Here is a 20,590-nt window from a genome sequence, read left to right as displayed (position 1 = left end):
ACGCACCCGGCGGGGGAGCGGGCGGCGGTCTGCAGGACCGCTGCCCGCACGGGCGATTGGACCCCAGCGTAGCGGGGTTCGGGTAAGAAGTGAATACAAATTCAAAAATTGAAACTAGAATCAAAACATGGCCTACAAACGCTCTGCACTGATGGAAGAACGGCTGGCCGGGGCCCGTGAACGGATCCTGTTGGCCACCCGCGAGCTGGTCGCCACCGGCGGCTGGCGCAATGCCCCGGTAACCGCCGTGGCGACCCAGGCGGGGGTGTCCACCGGCCTGATCTACCGGCACTTCCCGTCCAAGGCTGAACTGTTCGTGGAGGTGCTCAACGCCGCCGTGGCCCACGAGGTGGCGATCATGGAGCGCATCGCCAGCGGCCCGGAGGTGGCCAGCGAGCGCCTGCGGCTGGCGATCACCGCCTTCGTCCGCCGCGCCCTGGCCGGGCCGGGGCTGGCGCACGCCTTCATCGTTGAACCGGTCGACCCGGACGTGGAAGCCGAGCGCATGCGCGGTCGCCGCGCGTTCGGTGACGTGTTCCTGCGGCTGGTGGAGGAGGGCGTGGTGGCCGGTGAGCTGCCGGCGCAGGACGCGCATGTGGCCGCCGCCTGCCTGGTCGGCGCCTTCACCGAAGCCATGGTCGGCCCGACCGCGCCCAGCCGCGAAGCACACCGCGACGAAGACGCACTGGTGGATGCGATCTGCAGCTTCTGCCTGCGTGCGATCGGCGCCCCCGCAAAACGGTAGCGCCGGGCCATGCCCGGCGGCTGTTGCCATCCTCGACCGTTGTTGCCGCGCTTCGCGCTCGCCGGGCACGGCCCGGCGCTACCCGCATGCGGCCACGGCCGCATGTTGCGCCGCACCAGCAGTGACGCCTGTTGTCGCACGCAAAGCGCGTTCTATACTCGGTCCATCACGCAGTCGCTCAGCCGTGGTCCAACGACTATCAGCCAGGGGTAACGAAGAGTGCGGAATTACGATCTGGAGTTCCTGAAACGCTTCTCCATGGTGATCGCGCTGCTGGCGACCATCACCCTCGGCCTCATCCTCCTTGCCGCCTACATCCACACCCGGATTCCGCCCGAGGTGTCGCCGGCCGCGGCCAAGCGCACCGAACAGCGCATCTCGCCCACCGGCGCGGTCTATGCCGGCAGCACCGGCGCTGCCGCGCAGGCCGCCGCCAAGGCCGCCGCGCTGGCCAAGGCGGCGTCGCAGGTGGCCTACGGCGGCACCAAGGACGGCAAGGTCATCTTCGACAACCTGTGCACCGCCTGCCACACCACCGGTGTGGGCATGGCGCCGACGCTGGACCATTCGCACTGGGACAAGCGCATCGCACAGGGCAAGGACACCCTCTACAAGCACGCCATCGAGGGCTACACCGGCCCGGACGGCGGCATCATGCCGCCCAAGGGCGGCAACCCGGCGCTGACCGAGGAACAGATCCACGCCACCGTGGACTGGATGCTGGGCAACCTGAAGTAGACGCCCCAACGCGCTGCTTCCTGTAGAGCCGATCCCACGCTCGGCTGCTCTCCGCGCGGTGTGGCCAGGTGCAGCCGAGCATGGGCGCGGCTCTACGATTCCCAGGCTTTGCCCACCGAGGCCTGATCGCTCATATGCCCCCGCTGCGCAGGCGGGGTTTCGCATTTCAGGGTTAGTCTGTGCGCCTCTTCCATGGAGTCGCCCGTCGATGCGCCGCCGTTCCCTCGCCCTTGCCCTGTCCCTGCTGCTGCCGGCCGGCGCCTTTGCCCAGGCCCAGCCGCAGGCCGCACCGGTCGCGTCGCCCTCCACTGCGCGCAGCAGCGCCACCGTGGTGCTGACCGCCGCGCCGGCCGACTGGCGTGTGCTGGATGGCCAGCGCGTGCGCATCGCCGCACCGCTGACCCTGGCCGGTACCGACGGCCTGGAGCGCTTCGGCCAGCTCACCGTGGCCTTCGATGGCCGCCTCTGGCAGCCGACCGAAGTGGCCGCGCCGGGTACTGCCGGCTACGAGCAGGTGATGGCCGACAACCAGCGCCGCCGCCTGGTGCTGGACGACGGCAGCGATGCCCGCGACCCGGCCAGCGTGGCCTATCTGCCGGCCAACCCGGTGCTGCGTACCGGCATGCAGCTGCGCAATGTGGAAGGTGTCGTGCACATGGACGCGCAGGGGCGGCCGCGCCTGCAGGTCGAAGGTGTGCTGAAACTGCCGGAGCTGAAGCGTCCGGCGGTGCCGACCGTGCCGGGCGGCCTGCACGTGGCGGCCTTCAACCTGGAGAACTTCTTCAACGGTGATGGCCAGGGCGGTGGCTTCCCGACCCTGCGCGGTGCGCGCACGCTGGACGAGCACAAGGCGCAGGTGGCCAAGCTGGTCACCACGGTCAACGCGCTGGGCGCCGATGTCGCCGCGCTGATGGAGCTGGAGAACGACGGCTACGGTCCGCAGTCGGCCATCGCCGAACTGGTCGATGCGCTCAACCGGGACCGCGGCGCGCAGGGCGACTGGCGCTTCGTCGACGCGGGCAACGGCCCCGGCGACAACCCGATCCGGGTCGGCATCATCTACCGCAGCGCGCGCCTGCAGCCGGTCGGCAAGCCGGCCACGCTGACCGGTGGTCCATTCGTCGAGCACAGTCGCGTGCCGCTGGCGCAGGCCTTCCAGGGCAAGCAGGGCGCACCGTTCGTGGTGGTGGCCAACCACTTCAAGTCGAAGGGCTGCCGCGACGCCGCCGGTGCCGACGCCGACCGCAACGACAACCAGGGCTGCTGGAACGCCACCCGCGTGACCTCCGCGCAGCAGCTGCACGCCTGGCTGCAGACCGACCCGACCGGTACCGGTGCAAAGGACGCGGTACTGCTGGGCGATTTCAACGCCTACGCGATGGAAGACCCGATCCGCACCCTGCATGACCTGGGCTGGCAGGACGCGTTCAAGGTGGCCAAGGTCGAGCATCCCTACAGCTACGTCTACAACGGCTATACTGGCCGCCTTGACCACGCGCTGCTGAGCCCGGGCATGGCCAAGCGCCTGCGCGGCGCCGCCGAATGGCACAGCAACGCCGACGAGCAGGACGCCAGCGGCTACCAGGGCCGCAACGTGCAGGGCCCGTGGCGCAGCTCCGACCACGACCCGCTGCTGCTGGGTTTCGACAGATAAGGTTCGCCGGGGATCTGCTCTGGTAGGCACCTTGATCGGCACGGATGCCGCCTTTGCTTTTGATCTACCAGTCCGCCTTCAAGCGAGCCGAGCATCGCAGGTGAATCAGGGGCGAAGAGGCGCCGATGTCTGAGCGCAGCGAGTTCGGCGCCGTCCCCTGGTTCACCGAGAAGCGCAGGGAACCGGTGCACAGCACCGGCTCGCGGCTGGCGGCGCGTTTCTTTTGGTTACTTTTCTTTTCGCGCGAAAAGAAAAGTGACATCCCACCGCGGGCGCGGAAATGGCCCGCCGCAACCAACGCTCACCCCCAGGCGATCAAGCCGATCGCCAGCACCGCCAGCGCCAAACCGGCACGGTTCCACTTCGTGGTGGCCTCGCCGAAGACGAACACGCCCACCAGCGCACCCAGCACCACCACGCCGATGTTCATGCCGGCGAACACGGTGGCTGGGCTGTCCGGCATCGACTGGTGCGCATGCACATAGAACAGGATGTTGCCGCCGTTGAGCAGGCCCAGCAGCGCACCCGCGCCGAGGTTGCGCCAGGCCAGCCGGCTACGGCCGCTGAAATGCCGCCACAGCTGCAGCGCCAGCATCAGCACGAAGGCCACGCTGAAGCTGGCCAGCACCGCCGCCATCGACGGCGTGCCGGACAGCGCCACCTGCTTGAGCAGCACGTCGACCACCGCAAAGCCCGCCCATACGCCCAGCAGCCAGCCCCAGCCGCCGGGTGAGGACGCTACCGCCGGTCCGCGTGGACGCAGGCTGATCGCCACCATCGCCAGCAGGCCCAGGCCGAGCCCGGCCAGCTTCCACGGCGTGGCGGTCTGGCCGAAGAACAGGAACGCGGCGGCCAATGACAGCAGCAGCGACAGCCGCTGCGCCACGTCGCTGCGGACGATGCCGGCCACCGCCACCGCGCGGCCCAGCACCAGGAAGATCGACGGCAGCACCACCGCCAGCGCCAGCAATGACAGCCACGGCGCATGCGGCGCGCGCAGTGCATCCAGCGGCGGCTGCAGCACCATCGCCGTCATTGTCGCGGCCACCAGATAGTTCCAGGTGACCATCTGCGCCACATCCAGCTGGCGGCGGTTGGCCAGCTTCAACAACACCGAAACCAGCACGCTGCAGATCACGGCCAAGGACAGGTAGAGCATGGGGCGGGCACAGGGCGGGGGCAGGGGACGGTATCATGGTGCCATGCACAAGCCTTCGTTCCCCGTCGCCCCTGGCGAAACCGCCTGCCTCGAACTGGACGGCCCGGCCGGCCCGCTGGAAGTGGTCGTCGACCTGCCCAAGGCCGACGCGCCGGTGCAGCCGATCGTGGCCATCGTCTGCCATCCGCTGTCCACCGAGGGCGGCACCCTGCACAACAAGGTGGTCACCATGACCGCCACCACCCTGCGCGAGCTGGGCATCGCCACGGTGCGCTTCAACTTCCGCAGTGTTGGCGCGTCGGTCGGTGAGTTCGACCACGGCGTGGGCGAGCAGGATGACCTGAAGGCCGTCGCCGCCTGGGTGCGCAGCCAGCGTCCGGACGACCGCCTGTGGCTGGCCGGTTTCAGCTTCGGCTCGTTCGTGTCGCTGAAGGCCGCTGCCGCGCTGCAGCCGGAAGCGCTGATCTCGATCGCGCCGCCGGCCGGTCGCTGGGATTTCGATGGCATCGCACCGCCGGCGCGCTGGCTGGTGATCCAGGGCGAGCAGGACGAGATCGTCGACCCGCAGGCCGTCTACCAGTGGCTGGACACGCTGGACTTCCCGCATGAGCTGGTGCGCATGCCCGAGACCAGCCACTTCTTCCACCGCAAGCTGATCGACCTGCGCGGCGCGCTGACCCACGGCGTGAAACATTGGCTGGGCGCAGCGGCATGAGTGCAACCGAGTTGACCCCGTCGCAGCGGTACGCGGAAGGGGTCGCCCGTGGCGACTGGCAGAACGACCCGGCCCAGCATGCGGCGCTGGCCGAGCTGGACCGCATCCACCTGGGCCTGCTGGACAGTGCCGAGGACGGCTGGCTGGACCGCCTGTCCTCGTTCTGGAAAAAGCCCGAGCCGGTGAAGGGCCTGTACTTCTGGGGCGGCGTCGGCCGCGGCAAGACCTTCCTGGTCGACCTGTTCTACGACGGCCTGCCGATCAAGCAGAAGTACCGCACCCACTTCCATCGCTTCATGCGCAGCGTCCACGAGCGCCTGCGCGAGCACCAGGGCCAGAGCGACCCGCTGGCGAAGATCGCCCAGGAATGGCGCAGCAACCTGCGCGTGCTGGTGCTCGACGAGTTCTTCGTCACCGACATCGGCGATGCGATGCTGCTGGCGCGGTTGCTGGAGCGCCTGTTCGCCGAGGGCGTGACCCTGGTCACCACCTCCAACACGGCGGTGGAGAACCTGTACCTCAATGGCCTGCAGCGCGAGAGCTTCCTGCCGGCCATCGGCCTGCTGCAGCGCTTCTGCGTCGAGTTGTACGCCGAAGGCACCGAGGATTACCGCATGCGCGCGCTGACCCGCTCGCCGGTGTACCGCGCACCGCTGGCGGCCGACAGCGATGAGTGGCTGGCCACGCGCTGGAACGAGCTGAGTGGCGGCCAGCCGGCCAAGGCCGGCAACATCGAGATCGAGGGTCGCAAGATTCCGGTCCGTGGCCGCGGCAAGAGCATCGCCTGGTTCGATTTCGCCGCGCTGTGCGAGGGCCCGCGCGGGCCCTCGGACTACATCGAGATCGCGCACGAGTTCAACACGGTGCTGCTGGGCGGCATTCCGGCATTCGACCGCCTGAACGAAGATGCCGCGCGCCGCTTCGTCAACCTGATCGACGAGCTGTACGACCGCCACGTCAACCTGGTCTGCACCGCCAGCACCTCGCCGATCGAGCTGTACACCGGCCAGCGCCTGCAGGGCGCGTTCGAGCGCACTGCTTCGCGCCTGATCGAAATGCAGAGCGCCGAATACCTGGGCACCCCGCACCGGGCGTGAGGGTAGTGCCGTTTGTAGAGCCGAGCCCACGCTCGGCTGCCTTTGCATGATGTGCCGAAAAGCAGCCGAGCGTGGGCTCGGCTCTACGACAGCACGGCGCGGCTATCGGGTGGGCGCAACCGCGCTCCCCAACGGCCGCTCATCCGGCCCGGCCGACACATGCAGCCCCGAGCCGCTGCCGTGCTCCACCCGAACGCTCTCGCCGCGCTCCAGCAGCCGCAGTGGCTGTCCCTGGTAGCGCACTTCCAGCGCATCGTGGGCCTCTGCCAGTGAACGCACCAGCGGGCAAAGGGCCATTGCCTTGGCTTCCAGCTGCTGGCTGCGCGCTTCCATGCGGCGGTCGACTTCGGCATCGAGGCGATCGGCGCGGCGCTCCATGGCCCCGGCGCGGCCGGTGAACACCTGCCACAGCACGCTGCGGGTCATCGACCCGGCCATCGTCTCGGCCATCTGCTCGATGTGCGCGTCGAAGCCGTCGCCGAAGGCTTCCTGTTCCCAGTAGCCGCGGCCCAGGCTGGCGTCGATCCAGTCCTGCATCTCGCCGCGCATCGCCCGCATCTGGCGGTTGCGGGACTTGCCGGTGATGGCCTCGAAGGCAGCGTCCAGCGCATCGAAGGTGACCCCGGAGACTTCGTGGGCCAGTGCGGTGGCCGCCGGCATCAACTGGCGGGCACCGGCCTCCATCTGCCGCAGGCGGGCGGCGTCGGCGGCGCTGACCGTGACCATCCTGCCGTCCAGGCTCAGCTCGCCGTCGTGGAACACCACTTCATGCGGCGCCTGCGGGCCGTGCCGCAGCCAGATGCCGCCGCTGTCCACCAGCACGTCGTAGTCGGTATGGATGCCGCACTGGTCCGAACGCAGGTCCAGCCCCTCGGCGGCCAGCGCCGGGGCGATGAACAGGGCCGGCAGCAGGGCCAGCGCGGGCAACCACAGGTGCATCGGAGCATCCTTTTCCGGGAGCGAGCGGCCAGCATCCGCCGTCAGCGCGCGGGCGTCACCGGCCGGAAGTCACCCGTCCACCGGATTCCCACCGGCTGCCCACCATCTATCCACAGGGTTGTCCCTAGCCAGTTTCATCACTGTCATGTGAAGCTGTCATTGTTCCGTTTTCGCGGTGCGTTGTACCACCGCAATGACGCCTTTCGGGCTTGACTGCGCAGCCCGTTCCGGCAGGTCTGAAGCGTCTGATCCGGGCGCCGATGGCACGATCCTTGCGGCGCAAGGGATTGCCGAATTTCACTACATTTGGCGTTGACGGACCCCACTACCCCCACTATCTTGTGGCCGTCGGTCGCAGCAACCCCAATTCCAGGGGATGCCCGGGGTACCCATCCGCGATCGCCAACGGCAGTGGCAGGCGCAGGGTCTCATCCCCTGCGACGCCGTCCTGCCATCCTGGGCTGTCATGTCCCGGGCTGCGTCACCCGATGCATCGAGCACCCACCAATCACGCCAAGAGGACACACGCCGTGACCACCGAATCCAGCGCCACCATCGAGAAGGAAAGCGAATTCCTGTTGACGTCGCCGCCGACGGCCAACGCGATGAGTGTGACCAAGCGCAATGGCACGACCGAACTGGTGGACCTGAACAAGATCGTGCGCGCGGTGCAGCGTTCCTCCGAAGGCCTGCACGCCGTCGATCCGATGCGCGTGGCCACCCGCACCATTTCCGGCCTGTACAACGGCGCCACCACCCGCGAGCTGGACGAACTGTCCATCCGCACCGCCGCCCTGCTGATCGGTGAAGAGCCCGAATACGGCCGCCTGGCTGCGCGCCTGCTGGCCAACTACATCGCCAAGGAAGTCTCCGGCCAGGAAATCTACGCCTTCTCGCAGTCGGTCAGCCGTGGCCATGAAGTCGGCCTGATCAACGACCGCCTGCTGAACTTCGTGCAGACCAACGCACGCAAGCTCAACGATGCCATCGACATCTCGCTGGACCTGAACTTCGATTACTTCGGCCTGCGTACCCTGTACGACCGTTACCTGCTGCGCCACCCGCACACCCGCAAGGTGATCGAGACCCCGCAGCAGTTCTTCCTGCGCATCGCCAGCGCGCTGAGCGAGGACGTGTCCGAGACCTTGGCGCTGTACAAGCGCATGGGCAACCTGGACTACCTGCCGTCCAGCCCGACCCTGTTCAACTCCGGCACCACCCACGAGCAGCTGTCCTCGTGCTTCCTGCTGGACTCGCCGCAGGACTCGCTGGAGTCGATCTATGCCAAGTACGGCGACATCGCCCAACTTTCCAAGTTCTCCGGCGGCATCGGCGTCAGCTATACCCGTGTGCGTTCGCGTGGTTCGCTGATCAAGTCGACCAACGGCCACTCCAACGGCATCGTGCCGTGGCTGAAGACCATGGATTCGTCCGTGGCCGCGGTGAACCAGGGCGGCAAGCGCAAGGGCGCGGCCTGCGTGTACCTGGAAACCTGGCACGCCGACATCGAGGACTTCCTCGAGCTGCGTGACAACACCGGTGACGAAGCCCGTCGTGCGCACAACCTGAACCTGGCCAACTGGGTGCCGGACCTGTTCATGAAGCGCGTCGAGGCCGACCAGGAATGGTCGCTGTTCGATCCGCGCGTGGTGCCGGAGTTCACCGACCTGTTCGGCGAAGCCTTCGAAGCCGCCTACCTGCAGGCCGAAGCGCAGGGCAAGGCCAACCGCACCATCTCTGCCCGCAAGCTGTACGCCCGCATGATGCGTACGCTGGCCGAGACCGGCAACGGCTGGATGACCTTCAAGGACAAGTGCAACCGCGCCAGCAACCAGACCCTGCGTCCGGGCAACGTGATCCACCTGTCCAACCTGTGCACCGAAATCCTGGAAGTCACTTCCAACGATGAAACCGCGGTGTGCAACCTGGGTTCGATCAACCTGGGCAACCACTTCGACGAGCACAACGAGTTCGACTTCGAGAAGCTGGCCGAGACCGTGCGCCTGGCCGTGCGCCAGCTCGACCGCGTCATCGACCTGAACTTCTACCCGATCGAAACCGCCCGCCGCGCCAACCTGCGCTGGCGTCCGGTCGGCCTGGGCTGCATGGGCCTGCAGGACGTGTTCTTCCGCAAGCGCCTGCCGTTCGACAGCGCCGAAGCCCGCGCCCTGTCGAAGAAGATTGCCGAAGCGATCTACTTCCACGCGCTGGAAACCTCCTGCGAGCTGGCCCAGGAACGCGGCAAGCACCCGTCGTTCAACGACACCCGTGCCGCCAGCGGCGAACTGCAGTTCGACGCCTGGAACGTGGTGCCGGAAGACACCGCACGCTGGGATGCTCTGCGTGAGCGCATCAAGGAACACGGCCTGCGCAACTCGCTGATGATCGCGATCGCCCCGACCGCGACCATCGCCTCGATCGCCGGCTGCTACGAGTGCGTCGAGCCGCAGGTGTCCAACCTGTTCAAGCGCGAGACCCTGTCCGGTGACTTCCTGCAGGTCAACCGCTACCTGGTGAACGAGCTGAAGAAGCTGGGCCTGTGGACCGCCGACATGCGCGATGCCATCAAGCTGGCCGAAGGTTCCATCGCCGGCGTGGCGCAGATTCCGGAAACGCTGCGCGAGGTCTACCGCACCGCGTGGGAACTGCCGATGCGCTCGCTGATCGACATGGCCGCCGAGCGTGGCGCCTTCATCGACCAGTCGGCCTCGCTCAACCTGTTCATGGAAAGCCCGAACATCGGCGCGATGTCCTCCATGTACATGTACGCCTGGAAGCAGGGCATCAAGACCACCTACTACCTGCGTTCGCGCCCGGCCACCAAGATCGCCAAGACCACGGTGAGCAGCGCGGCCCCGGCCAAGGTGTTCAGCCCGGACGAAGCCATCGCCTGCTCGCTGGAAAACCCGGAAGCCTGCGAGGCCTGCCAGTAACACCGCGCGGTGGGTGCCGACCGTTGGTCGGCACTCGAACACCTCGCACCTGTAGAGCCGAGCCATGCTCGGCTGCAGCACGGAAACACCAAGGTAGCGCCGGGCCACGCCCGGCGTTTTGACCCGAGAATTCAAGGAAACACCCATGGCCGACAAGCCCAAGCAGATGCTGCTCGATCCCGGTTTTGAACTGACCCTGCGCCCGATGCGCTACCCGCAGTTCTATGACATGTACAGGAACGCGATCAAGAACACCTGGACGGTGGAAGAGATCAACTTCCAGATCGACATCACCGACCTGCACAGCAAGATGTCGCCGGGTGAGCGCCACCTGATCCACCGGCTGGTCGCGTTCTTCGCCACCGGCGACTCGATCGTGTCCAACAACCTGGTGCTGAACCTGTACCAGCACCTCAATGCGCCGGAAGCGCGCATGTACCTGTCGCGCCAGCTGTATGAAGAAGCGCTGCACGTGCAGTTCTACCTGACCCTGCTCGACAACTACCTGCCGGATCCGGAAGAGCGCGCCAAGGCGTTCTCGGCGGTGGAGAACATCGACTCGATCAAGAAGAAGGCCGACTTCTGCTTCAAGTGGATCGACTCGATCCAGAGCCTGACCCGCATCGAGACCCGCGAACAGCGCCGCCAGTTCCTGCTCAACCAGATCTGCTTCGCCGCTTGCATCGAAGGCCTGTTCTTCTTCGCTGCCTTCGCCTACGTGTACTACTTCCGTTCGCGTGGCCTGCTGCCGGGCCTGGCCTCGGGCACCAACTGGGTGTTCCGCGACGAGAGCGCGCACATGGAGTTCGCGTTCGAGTCGGTGCGTGTGGTGCGTGAGGAAGAACCGGACCTGTTCGACGAAGAGATGAAGCAGCAGGTCTACGACATGCTGGCCGAGGCGATCGAGTGCGAAGTGCAGTTCGCCGAGGACGTGCTGTCCGGCGGCGTGGCCGGCATTTCCACCCGCGACATGCGCCAGTACCTGCAGCACTGCGCCGACCAGCATTTCGCCAAGCTGGGCATGGAAAAGAAGTACAACGTGCGCAACCCGCTGCCGTTCATGGAACTGCAGGACGTGCAGGAACTGACCAACTTCTTCGAACGCCGCGTCTCGGCTTACCAGGTCGGCGTGCAGGGCGAAGTGGCCTTCGACATGAACTTCTGATCGAACCGGTCAAGCCTGTCGCAACGAAAAACCCCGGCGATCGCCGGGGTTTTTTGTTGCGCGCCTGGCTTTTGCAGAGTCGAGCCATGCTCGACTGCTGTCCGCGAAGATCAGTCGAGCATGGCCCGACTCTACAAAGAGCGGCTATCGCCGCCCTTCCACCGCCATGCGCACCGCCAGCCCGGCCAGTACCGTGCCCATCAGCCAACGCTGCACCATCTGCCAGGTGGGGTGCGCGGCCAGGAAGCCGGCGATGCTGCCAGCGGTCAGCGCGATCATGCCATTCACGCTGACACTGACCAGGATCTGGGTGGAGCCCAGCACGATCGACTGCATCAGCACGCTGCCTTCGCTGTCCGGGTGCAGGAACTGCGGCAGCAGCGACAGGTACATCACCGCCACTTTGGGGTTCAGCAGATTGGTCAGGAAGCCCATCGTGAACAACTTGCGCGGGCTGTCCTGCGGCAGGTCGCGCACTGCAAACGGCGAACGGCCACCCGGCTTGAGCGCCTGCCAGGCCAGGTACAGCAGGTACAGCGCGCCGCCAATGCGCAGCGCGTCGTAGGCGAACGGTACCGTCATCAGCAGGGCGGTGATGCCCAGCGCCGCGCACAGCATGTAGAACACGAAGCCCAGCGCCACCCCGCCCAGCGAGATCAGTCCCGCCATCGGCCCCTGGCAGATCGAGCGCGAGATGACGTAGATCATGTTCGGCCCGGGCGTGATCACCATGGCCAGCGAGACCAGTGCAAAGGCCAGAAGGTCGGAAGTGGCGGGCATGGGTGGTCCTGGCGGTGGGCGTGGCGCAGTGTAGCGCCTGCCATGGGCGGGGCCTGCGCAGGCACCGCTGCCGGGTGGCCATTGCACATGCGTTCCGATGGCCGTCACGCCGGTCGCATAAAATTACCGGACCCCACACCGAAGCACCCCCATGACCCCGATCCCCGAGACCGTGCCGCCCACCGAAGTGCGCATGGCCGAAATCGTCTTCCCGAACCACACCAACCACCTCGGCACCCTGTTCGGTGGGCAGGCACTGGCGTGGATGGACAAGGCGGCCTTCCTGGCCGCCGCCCGCTATTCGCGCCGCACGGTGGTGACCGCGCGCAGCGACCAGGTCGACTTCAAGCTGCCGATCCGCATCGGCCAGATGGTCGAGACCATCGGCCGCATCGTCGAAGTCGGCCGCAGCTCGATGAAGGTCGAGGTGGAGCTGGTCGCCGAAGACCTGCATAGCGGCGAGCGCAAGCTGTGTACCCGCGGCCACTTCGTGATGATCGCGCTGGACGAGGAAGGCCACCCGATCGCGGTGCCACCGCTGCCGGCGGCCTGACCCGGCCAACGGACCGGCGCTTGCGGGGGCGCCGCCGCGCCCCCATCTGGCAGCCATGACCCCGCCACTGACCGACTTCATCGACCGCGCCCAGCGCCTGTTCGTGCTGACCGGCGCTGGCTGCAGCACCGCCTCGGGCATTCCCGATTACCGGGATACCGACGGCCAGTGGAAACGCACGCCGCCGGTGACCTACCAGGCCTTCATGGGCGAGGCGGCCACCCGCCAGCGCTACTGGGCGCGCAGCCTGCTGGGCTGGCCGCGCTTCGGCCTGGCCCGGCCCAATGGCACCCACCAGGCCCTGGCTGCCCTGGAAAGCCGCGGCAAGCTGCAGGTGCTGCTGACCCAGAACGTGGACGGCCTGCACCAGCGGGCCGGCAGCCGCAACGTGATCGACCTGCATGGCCGACTGGATCGGGTGCGCTGCATGGGCTGCGAACGCCGCAGCGGCCGCGAGGACTTCCAGCAGCGCCTGCTGGACGCCAATCCGGGCTGGGACGCGCTGGAGGCCGGTATCGCCCCGGATGGCGATGCCGATCTGGAGACCGATTTCTCCAGCTTCGTGGTGCCCGATTGCCCGTCCTGCGGCGGCCTGCTGAAGCCGGACGTGGTGTTCTTCGGCGAAAACGTGCCCCGTGAACGCGTGGCAGCGGTGCATGAGCACCTGCAGCAGGCAGACGCCGTGCTGGTGGTGGGTTCTTCGCTGATGGTCTATTCCGGTTTCCGCTTCGTGCAGGCGGCGGCCAGGGCAGGGCTGCCGGTGGCGGCGCTGAACCGCGGCCGCACCCGTGCCGACGACCTGCTGCAGTTCAAGGACGAGCGCGATTGCGCCGAGGCGCTGGCAGGGCTCGTTACCGGGTAGCGCCGGGCCATGCCCGGCGGAAACGGGGTGCCGCGCCGCACGTTCGCCGGGCATGGCCCGGCGCTACCCATCATGCGTCCCCGCGAAACAGCGATCCATCCAGATGGTTGATCCGCGAGCCGCGCAGCGGTGCAATACGCACCCCCTACGTCGTTCATCACCGTCTTGAGCCAGCTGTTCTCGCCGATTTCATTCGGCCCCCTGACCCTGTCCAACCGCATCGTCATCGCGCCGATGTGCCAGTACTCCGCCGAAGACGGTCGCGCCAGCGACTGGCACGCCATGCACCTGGGCAACCTGGCGCAGTCGGGCGCTGGCCTGCTGATCCTGGAAGCCACCGCGGTCGAGCCGCGCGGCCGCATCAGCTGGGCCGATCTGGGCCTGTGGGACGACGGTACCGAAGCCGCGTTGGCACAGGTGCTGGCCAGCGTCCGCCGCTGGTCGCCGATGCCGCTGGGCATCCAGCTCGGCCACGCCGGCCGCAAGGCCTCGGTGAAGCGCCCGTGGGACGGCGGCGGCCAGTTGCCAGCCGATGATGCGCGTGGCTGGTCCACCGTGGCGCCGTCGCCGCTGCCGTTCCATGCCGGCGATCCGGCACCGCAGGAACTGGACGAGGCCGGCATCGCCGAGGTCATCGCCGCCTTCGCCGCCAGTGCGGTGCGCGCCGAGCGCCTGGGCTTCGAGCTGATCGAGCTGCATGCCGCGCACGGCTATCTGCTGCACCAGTTCCTGTCGCCGCTGAGCAACCGCCGCACCGATGGCTATGGTGGCTCGCTGCCGAACCGCCTGCGCCTGCTGGTGGAAGTGTTCGACGCGGTGCGTGCGGCAGTGTCCGACAAGGTCGCCGTGGGTGTACGCATTTCCGCCAGCGACTGGGTCGACGGTGGTTGGGATCTGGTGCAGAGCGAAGCGCTGGCCCAGGTGCTGGACGCGCGCGGCTGCAATTTCCTGCATGTCTCCAGCGGCGGCCTGGACGAGCGCCAGAAGATCACCGTCGGCCCGGGCTACCAGGTGCCGTTCGCGGCGGCGATCAAGGCCAAGGTGCGCATGCCGGTCATCGCTGTGGGCATGATCACCGAGCCCGAGCAGGCCGAATCGATCCTGCGCCATCGCCACGCCGATGCCGTGGCCCTGGCGCGCGGCATCCTCTACGACCCGCGCTGGCCGTGGCATGCCGCCGCCGCGCTGCGCGACAGCGTGGAACCGGCGCCGCAGTACCTGCGCTGCGAGCCGCGCGACGCGCGCGGCGTGTTCAAGGCGCGCTGAGGCTCACACCCGCCAGGCCGGCGCCATGCCGGCCTGCAGGTGCTCGAACAGCGCGCGGATCTTGGCGGTGAAGTCGCGGCGGTCGCTGACGCAGAAATAGACCTCCATCGGCTCCGGGCGCCACGCCGTGTCGGCGCCGAACACCGCCTGCAGGCGGCCATCGCGCAGGTAGGGCTCGGCCACGAATGCGGCCAGCCGGGTGATGCCGGCACCGGTCGCGGCAAGCGTTGCCAGTGCATCGATGTCATCGCAGACCATGCTCGGCGGCAGTGCGGCGTCCACGCGCTGGCCATCCTTCAGCAGGCCCCAGCGCAGCGGCCGGCCATCGGTGGGGAAGCGGTGCAGCAGCCCGCGATGACCGCTCAGCTCGGAGGGCTGCTGCGGGGTGCCGTGCGCTTTCAGATAGGCCGGCGAGGCACAGAACACGAAGGGCACGCGTGCCAGCTGCCGTGCGACCACGCCATCTTCCAGCTGCGCACCGATGCGGATGCTGGCATCCACCGCTTCCGGGCCATGCTGCACGGCGCGGTCGGTCAGGCGCAGCTCCAGCTGCAGTTGTGGGTAACGCTGCTGCAGTGAAGGCAGCAAGGGGGCAAGCACATGGCGACCGAAGGCGCTGCTGCTGGCGATGCGCAGCGGCCCGGCCGGCTCGATGTCACCGGCAGTGACCATCGCCTGCGCGCGCGCCAGGTCGGCTTCGATGTGGCGCACCTGCGCCAGGTACAGCGCGCCGGCCTCGCTGAGGGCCAGCTGGCGCGTACTTCGGTTCAGCAACCGTACCCCCAGATGCGCCTCCAGCCGGTTGATGTTCTGGCCGACTGCGGTGGCGCTGATGCCAAGGATGCGGGCCGCGGCGGCAATGCTGCCGGTCTCTGCGGTGCGGGTGAAGCTGCGGATCAGTTGCAACAGGTTCATGACCGACCAGCTTGCCACGGGGAGTTCCAAGTATCGCTTGGGACTGAACCAAGCAGGTCGGTTGCATCGGTGACCATCGATCCGGCAGGCAGGTCGCTGCCCTACACTCGAGCCATGCGCCCCGATTCCATCCTCACCCTGTCCTGCCCCGACCGTACCGGTATCGTCTACCGCGTGTCCGGCCTGCTGTTCGACCATGGCTGCAATATCCTCGACGCCCAGCAGTTCGGTGACGAGGAAAGTGGCCGCTTCTTCCTGCGCGTGCACTTCGACCGCGATGCCAGCCTGCCGCTGGAGACCGTGTACGCCGCCATGGCCACGCTTGCCGAAGGCTTCGGCATGGACTGGCAGCTGCATGATGGCCGCCGCCGCGCACGCCTGCTGGTGCTGGTCAGCAAGCAGGGGCACTGCCTCAACGATCTGCTGTTCCGTGCCCACAGCGGCCAGCTGAAAGTCGACATCGCGGCAGTGGCGTCCAACCACGCCGATTTCGCGCCATTGGCCGCGTCCTACCAGGTGCCGTTCCACCATCTGCCGGTGACCGCCGACACGCGTGCGGTGCAGGAGCAGCAGATCATCGACCTGGTCGAGCGCGAGCGCATCGATCTGGTGGTATTGGCGCGCTACATGCAGATCCTGTCACCCACGCTGTGCCGCGCACTGGCCGGCCGTGCGATCAACATCCACCACAGCTTCCTGCCCAGCTTCAAGGGCGCGCAGCCGTATCACCAGGCGCACGCGCGCGGGGTCAAGATCATCGGTGCCACCGCGCACTATGTCACCGAGGATCTGGACGAAGGCCCGATCATCGAACAGGACGTGGCCCGCGTGGACCACGCGATGGCACCGCGCGAACTGGTGCGGCTGGGCAGCGATACCGAATCGCTGGTGCTGGCGCGCGCGGTGCGCCGCCATGTGGAGCACCGCATCCTGCTCAACGGGCACCGAACGGTGGTGTTCCGGTAATCGCCCATCCCGCGTCCGCCGGGCATGGCCCGGCACTACCGAATCCTGATTTCATCCAGTGAAAAGCCCCCGGTTCGGCCGTCCCGCGATCTGTAGGGGGGCGTAGTTGGGGGGCTGGATGAATCGATTGTGTTGTCGTGGGCAGGAGCGCGCAAGCGGCATAAGCGACGTGCGCGGTAGCGCCGGGCCATGCCCGGCGGTCGCCCGTCAGATGATCGCAATCCCCGCCTTGCCCAGCGCCTCGCGCACCATCGTATCGTTGGCCTCGGTCACCGGCCGGGTCAGCTCCCACAGGAACTTCACCCGGAAGCCGGACTTCACCGCGTCCTGCGCGCTCCACAGTACGCAGTAGTCGCGGGCCAGGCCGCACACATGCACTTCGCGGATGCGTCGCTCGTGCAGCCAGCCGGCCAGGCCGGTAGCTGGGCGCTCGCCATCGGGGCCATGGTTCTCGCGGAAGGCGCTGTACGAATCCACCTGTTGGCGCGTGCCCTTGCGCAGGATCAGGTCGGCCACGGTCCAGTCCACGCCCGGGTGCAGGGCGGCACCGGCGCTGCCCTGCACGCAGTGGTCCGGCCATAGGGTCTGCGGCTGCGCGTGCAGCAGGATGGTCTCGAAGGGGCGTTGGCCGGGGTGCTGGCTGGCGAACGAGGCATGGTCGGCCGGGTGCCAGTCCTGTGTCGCCACCACGGTGCGGTAGCGGCGCTGCGCCAGCAGACCGGCAATCGGTACCACCAGCGCATCGCCCTGGTCGCAGGCCAGCGTACCGCCGGGCATGAAGTCTGGCTGCAGGTCGATCACCAGCAGGGCGACATCGGCGGGCAGGGCGGTCATGGCAGGTCCACTACAACGTGAAGGGGCGACCAGCGTGGCCGCCCCGGCGGCACAGGTCAATCGCCCTGCGGCGTCCCAGCGTCCTGCCCGTAGTACAGCAGGCCGATCTTGATCCGCTCACGGCCATTCTCGCGGCGATGGCGGTTGGCATCGCGCAGCGAGTACACGCAGCCGCAGTACTCCTGCTGGTAGAACTGCTCGCGCTTGCTGATCTCGATCATGCGGCTGGCACCGCCGCCCTTGCGCCAGTTGTAGTCCCAGTACTGCAGGCCCTCGTAGCGCGACGCGGCGCGGATGCCGCAGTCGTTGATCTGCGCCATGTTCTTCCAGCGCGAGATGCCCAGCGAAGAACTGATGGTGTCATAGCCGTGTTCGTGCGCGTACAGCGCAGTGCGCTCGAAACGCATGTCGAAGCACATCGTGCAGCGGATGCCGCGTTCGGGCTCGTTCTCCATGCCGCGCGCACGGCTGAACCAGTTGTCGGTGTCGTAGTCGCAGTCGATGAACGGGATGCCGTGCTGCTCGGCGAAGCGGATGTTCTCCTGCTTGCGCAGCTCGTATTCCCTCACCGGGTGGATGTTGGGGTTGTAGAAGAAGATCGCGTAGTCGATCCCGGAGGCGGTGATCGCCTCCATCACTTCGCCGGAGCAGGGCGCGCAGCATGAATGCAGCAGCAGGCGCTTGCCGTCGGCGGGCAGGGTCAGGGTGGGACGTTGGAGCTCGGTCATCGTCAGGTACCGCATGGACCGCCGGCAACGGCGGTGGCCCATGCATCAGCGCGTGGGTGAACAGGTCTGGCCGGATACCGTGAAAAGGACGCGCGCGGCCGCATCGCCTGCACGCGCAGGACAACGACGGCCCCGGCAACCTCCCCGCGGAGATTCCAGGTCGAATCAGGGGACGGTCGTGTCCCCCGGCCGGGGCCGGTATTCGGGCTGATGGACACGGGCCGCAGCCCACCTACTACCTGCCGCTTCCCAGGCGCGAGCCCAGTGCTGTTGGCAGGATTCGTTTCCATTCACCGCTGCGGGGCAGCTCCGGAATGGGCGCGCGAGGCGCCTTCACCGGATTCCCGTTTAAATCCCGGCCGCCATCAATGCCACGGCCGGGATACCTTCGGCGTGCCCACGGTGGACGCGTCGAGGCCAATGGTCAAGGGCCAATCAAAGCGCAGGGCTGTGGCTCGTTTCTCAGGCTGTGAGAGCCCCTCTTGCCATACTGTGCATCGACAGACGGGAGGTGGCTCGTGGCGGCGAAGTACTGCGATCTGGTCATGAAAGGCGGCATCACCAGCGGCATCGTGTACCCCAATGCGGTACTGGCGCTGGCGCGCGAGTATCGCTTCAAGAGCATCGGCGGCACCTCGGCCGGCGCCATCGCTGCGGCGGTGGCGGCCGCGGCAGCCTGCGGTGATCGCCGCCAGCAGGCGGGCGAGCACCTGCCTGGCGATGCCGGCTATGGCGGGTTGTCGGCGGTGTCGGCGCAGCTGTCGCGGCGCGGCTTCATCTACAGCCTGTTCCAGCCGGCACGGGGCGCGCGTGCGGCCTATCGGCTGCTGGTGGTACTGACCGGCAATGCCCGCCTGCCGCACAAGCTGCTGTGCCTGGCCGTTGCCGTGTTCGAGATCGCGCCGCTGGAAGTGCTGGTGTCGCTGGCGCTGCTGCTCGGCCTGGGCTGGTGGGGTGGTGGCTGGAGCGGCGTGGCCGCCACGCTGCTGCCGTCGCTGCTGTGCGCTTACGGTGCCGGCGTGGCCGGTGCCGCGCTGCGGGTGGCGCGGGTGGCGCGGCGCAATCTGCTGGGCCTGTGCAGCGGCCTCGGCCGTGATGCACGCAAGCCGGCGTTGACCGAGTGGCTGCACGAGCGCCTGCAGCAGTTGTCCGGCAAGCCGCTGGATGCACCGCTTACCTTCGCCGACCTGCACGATGCACCGCGCTATGCCGGCGAGCCGGACAGCCCGCATGCGATCAGCCTGCAGATGATCACCACCTGCGTGTCGCACAACGAGCCGCGTACGCTGCCGCTGGGTGGCGCGCAGTTCTGGTTCCTGCGCGAGGAGTTCGAGCAGCTGTTCCCGTCCAGCGTGGTGCAGTGGCTGGTGGATCAAGCTGGCCCGCCGTTGGAGGTGGAGGGGCGACGGTACTACCACCTGCCGCAGGGCCCGAAGCTGCCGGTGCTGGTGGCCACGCGCATGAGCCTGAGCTTCCCGTTGCTGATCAGCGCGGTGCCGCTGCATGAGCCCTCGCGGCGCGAGCGTCGCTGCGAACCCACCGCGCCTGCCGCCGACCAGGAGCACAACGTGGCCGACAGCATGGAAGGGCTGACCAGTGCCGGGCAGACCTGTGGCCCGGTGATCACCGCCTTCCGCATCTGCTGGTTCTCCGATGGCGGCATCAGCAGCAACTTCCCGATCCATCTGTTCGATGCCGCCTTGCCGCGCTGGCCGACCTTCGCCATCAACCTGGTCTACCCGCAGCACGCTGAAGAGGTGGGCCACGGCAGCAGCGGCCGCCAGTCGCTGGAACACGCGGTGTTCCTGCCCACCGAAAACCGTCATGGCTGGCAGCGCACCTATCAGTCGATCGCCACGCCGTTGGCGGCCGCGGAACTGGGGCGTTTCCTGTTCGCGGTGGTGGCGACCATGCAGAACTGGCGCGATCTGCTGCAGGCGCGCGCGCCGGGTTACCGCGACCGCATCGTGCACGTCAGCCTGCAGGGCGACGAAGGCGGCATGAACCTGGACATGCCGCAGGAGGTGCTGACCCGCATCGCCGACAAGGGCAGCCTGGCGGGCGCGCGCTTCTGCTCATTCTCGTTCGAGAACCACTACTGGATCCGCTGGCGCAACCTGGCCTCGGCCTACCAGCGCTACACGCTGGAAGTGGCGCGCACCGATGACCCGGCGCAGCAGGTGCTGGCCTACCGCGCGGCGTACGCGATGGTTGCCACTGGCCAGCCGACGCCACCGTCATACAAGCTGGGTTCGGAAGACAAGCGGCTGGCCTCGCAGCAGCTGTGGGGGTTGATGGTCGAACAGGGTCGCAGCTGGGAGGACCTCGGCCCCGACCTCACCGACGGCGCACCGCGCCCGTTGCCGCAGATGAAGGTGACGCCGATCTACTGACCCGGTAGTAGATCCACGCCTTGCGTGGATCCACCGTGTCGACCAAGGTCGACACCTACCAGAGCAATACGTCGTTCCGACAGATGGAAGGAAACTGTCGAAGGCGGGGTGGTGTCGGATTGCGGGGTGTCCGCGGCATGGATGCCGC

Annotated in this window: 18 protein-coding genes and 1 riboswitch; of the genes, 12 read left to right on the top strand and 6 right to left on the bottom strand. The window is 67.6% G+C overall.

The annotated features are described in order from the left end of the window. Nucleotides 1–127 precede the first annotated feature (127 nt). The 3 genes from N5D45_RS08810 to N5D45_RS08800 all read left to right on the top strand — a co-directional run bounded on the left by N5D45_RS08810 (nucleotide 128) and on the right by N5D45_RS08800 (nucleotide 3,137). A complete protein-coding gene (locus N5D45_RS08810; protein ID WP_134958675.1) occupies nucleotides 128–745 on the top strand; it encodes a TetR/AcrR family transcriptional regulator in 618 nt (205 codons plus the stop codon). 219 nt (nucleotides 746–964) lie between these two features. After that, nucleotides 965–1,483, top strand: coding sequence for a c-type cytochrome (locus N5D45_RS08805; protein ID WP_043400625.1), 519 nt, complete (start codon nucleotides 965–967; stop codon nucleotides 1,481–1,483). 208 nt (nucleotides 1,484–1,691) lie between these two features. Then, nucleotides 1,692–3,137, top strand: a complete 1,446-nt coding sequence (locus tag N5D45_RS08800; RefSeq protein WP_057503819.1) for an ExeM/NucH family extracellular endonuclease — start codon at nucleotides 1,692–1,694, stop codon at nucleotides 3,135–3,137. A 301-nt stretch (nucleotides 3,138–3,438) separates the two neighbouring features. On the opposite strand, the gene N5D45_RS08795 is transcribed toward N5D45_RS08800, so the two are convergent. Beyond that, nucleotides 3,439–4,296, bottom strand: coding sequence for an EamA/RhaT family transporter (locus N5D45_RS08795; protein ID WP_164192489.1), 858 nt, complete (start codon nucleotides 4,294–4,296; stop codon nucleotides 3,439–3,441). 43 nt (nucleotides 4,297–4,339) lie between these two features. Here N5D45_RS08795 and N5D45_RS08790 point away from each other — a divergent pair, with 43 nt between their 5' ends. Both N5D45_RS08790 and zapE read left to right on the top strand, forming a co-directional pair. Further along, entirely contained in the window at nucleotides 4,340–5,011 is a 672-nt protein-coding gene (locus N5D45_RS08790; RefSeq protein WP_197616378.1) for a CocE/NonD family hydrolase, read from the top strand. After that, a complete protein-coding gene (zapE, locus tag N5D45_RS08785; protein WP_029380119.1) occupies nucleotides 5,008–6,108 on the top strand; it encodes a cell division protein ZapE in 1,101 nt (366 codons plus the stop codon). Before N5D45_RS08790 ends, zapE begins: the two co-directional genes overlap by 4 nt. Before the next feature lie 102 nt (nucleotides 6,109–6,210). Here the strand turns inward: zapE and N5D45_RS08780 are convergent, their stop codons facing one another. Further along, on the bottom strand, nucleotides 6,211–7,047 hold the full coding sequence (locus tag N5D45_RS08780; RefSeq protein ID WP_279938756.1) for a DUF2884 family protein: 837 nt from the start codon (nucleotides 7,045–7,047) through the stop codon (nucleotides 6,211–6,213). Between the two features lie 530 nt (nucleotides 7,048–7,577). Between N5D45_RS08780 and N5D45_RS08775 the strand changes: the two genes are divergently transcribed. Together N5D45_RS08775 and N5D45_RS08770 are read left to right on the top strand one after the other, a co-directional pair. After that, a complete protein-coding gene (locus N5D45_RS08775; RefSeq protein ID WP_019337780.1) occupies nucleotides 7,578–9,980 on the top strand; it encodes a ribonucleoside-diphosphate reductase subunit alpha in 2,403 nt (800 codons plus the stop codon). A 145-nt stretch (nucleotides 9,981–10,125) separates the two neighbouring features. After that, on the top strand, nucleotides 10,126–11,145 hold the full coding sequence (locus N5D45_RS08770) for a ribonucleotide-diphosphate reductase subunit beta (RefSeq protein ID WP_005407669.1): 1,020 nt from the start codon (nucleotides 10,126–10,128) through the stop codon (nucleotides 11,143–11,145). 144 nt (nucleotides 11,146–11,289) lie between these two features. On the opposite strand, the gene N5D45_RS08765 is transcribed toward N5D45_RS08770, so the two are convergent. Then, nucleotides 11,290–11,925 carry a LysE family translocator gene (locus N5D45_RS08765; protein ID WP_043400609.1) on the bottom strand — a complete coding sequence of 212 codons (636 nt, stop codon included), beginning with the start codon at nucleotides 11,923–11,925 and terminating at the stop codon, nucleotides 11,290–11,292. A 151-nt stretch (nucleotides 11,926–12,076) separates the two neighbouring features. On the opposite strand from N5D45_RS08765, the gene N5D45_RS08760 reads away from it, so the two are divergent. The 3 genes from N5D45_RS08760 to N5D45_RS08750 all read left to right on the top strand — a co-directional run bounded on the left by N5D45_RS08760 (nucleotide 12,077) and on the right by N5D45_RS08750 (nucleotide 14,606). After that, entirely contained in the window at nucleotides 12,077–12,478 is a 402-nt protein-coding gene (locus tag N5D45_RS08760) for an acyl-CoA thioesterase (protein ID WP_004153688.1), read from the top strand. A gap of 55 nt (nucleotides 12,479–12,533) precedes the next feature. Beyond that, nucleotides 12,534–13,340 (top strand): NAD-dependent protein deacetylase, encoded by an 807-nt coding sequence (locus N5D45_RS08755; protein WP_019337782.1) that lies wholly within the window; start codon nucleotides 12,534–12,536, stop codon nucleotides 13,338–13,340. Between the two features lie 165 nt (nucleotides 13,341–13,505). Then, a complete protein-coding gene (locus tag N5D45_RS08750; RefSeq protein WP_043400603.1) occupies nucleotides 13,506–14,606 on the top strand; it encodes an NADH:flavin oxidoreductase/NADH oxidase in 1,101 nt (366 codons plus the stop codon). Nucleotides 14,607–14,609: 3 nt separating this feature from the next. Here the strand turns inward: N5D45_RS08750 and N5D45_RS08745 are convergent, their stop codons facing one another. Then, entirely contained in the window at nucleotides 14,610–15,521 is a 912-nt protein-coding gene (locus tag N5D45_RS08745) for a LysR family transcriptional regulator (protein WP_010487028.1), read from the bottom strand. A 114-nt stretch (nucleotides 15,522–15,635) separates the two neighbouring features. Between N5D45_RS08745 and purU the strand changes: the two genes are divergently transcribed. After that, nucleotides 15,636–16,487 (top strand): formyltetrahydrofolate deformylase, encoded by an 852-nt coding sequence (gene purU, locus N5D45_RS08740; RefSeq protein WP_029550788.1) that lies wholly within the window; start codon nucleotides 15,636–15,638, stop codon nucleotides 16,485–16,487. Nucleotides 16,488–16,694: 207 nt separating this feature from the next. Here purU and pncA read toward each other — a convergent pair whose 3' ends face one another. Next, entirely contained in the window at nucleotides 16,695–17,321 is a 627-nt protein-coding gene (gene pncA / locus N5D45_RS08735) for a bifunctional nicotinamidase/pyrazinamidase (protein ID WP_049409976.1), read from the bottom strand. A gap of 56 nt (nucleotides 17,322–17,377) precedes the next feature. Continuing rightward, entirely contained in the window at nucleotides 17,378–18,049 is a 672-nt protein-coding gene (locus tag N5D45_RS08730) for an epoxyqueuosine reductase QueH (protein WP_049409974.1), read from the bottom strand. A gap of 175 nt (nucleotides 18,050–18,224) precedes the next feature. Then, nucleotides 18,225–18,440, bottom strand: a riboswitch (cobalamin riboswitch). A 154-nt stretch (nucleotides 18,441–18,594) separates the two neighbouring features. On the opposite strand from N5D45_RS08730, the gene N5D45_RS08725 reads away from it, so the two are divergent. Next, nucleotides 18,595–20,442 (top strand): patatin-like phospholipase family protein, encoded by a 1,848-nt coding sequence (locus N5D45_RS08725; protein ID WP_057503858.1) that lies wholly within the window; start codon nucleotides 18,595–18,597, stop codon nucleotides 20,440–20,442. Nucleotides 20,443–20,590: the final 148 nt, after the last annotated feature.

This window comes from Stenotrophomonas sp. GD03819 (assembly GCF_029841665.1).
Taxonomy (GTDB): Bacteria; Pseudomonadota; Gammaproteobacteria; order Xanthomonadales; family Xanthomonadaceae; genus Stenotrophomonas; species Stenotrophomonas geniculata.
Note: the sequence above shows the minus strand (reverse complement) of the source record. Positions and strands in the feature narration are given on the sequence as shown.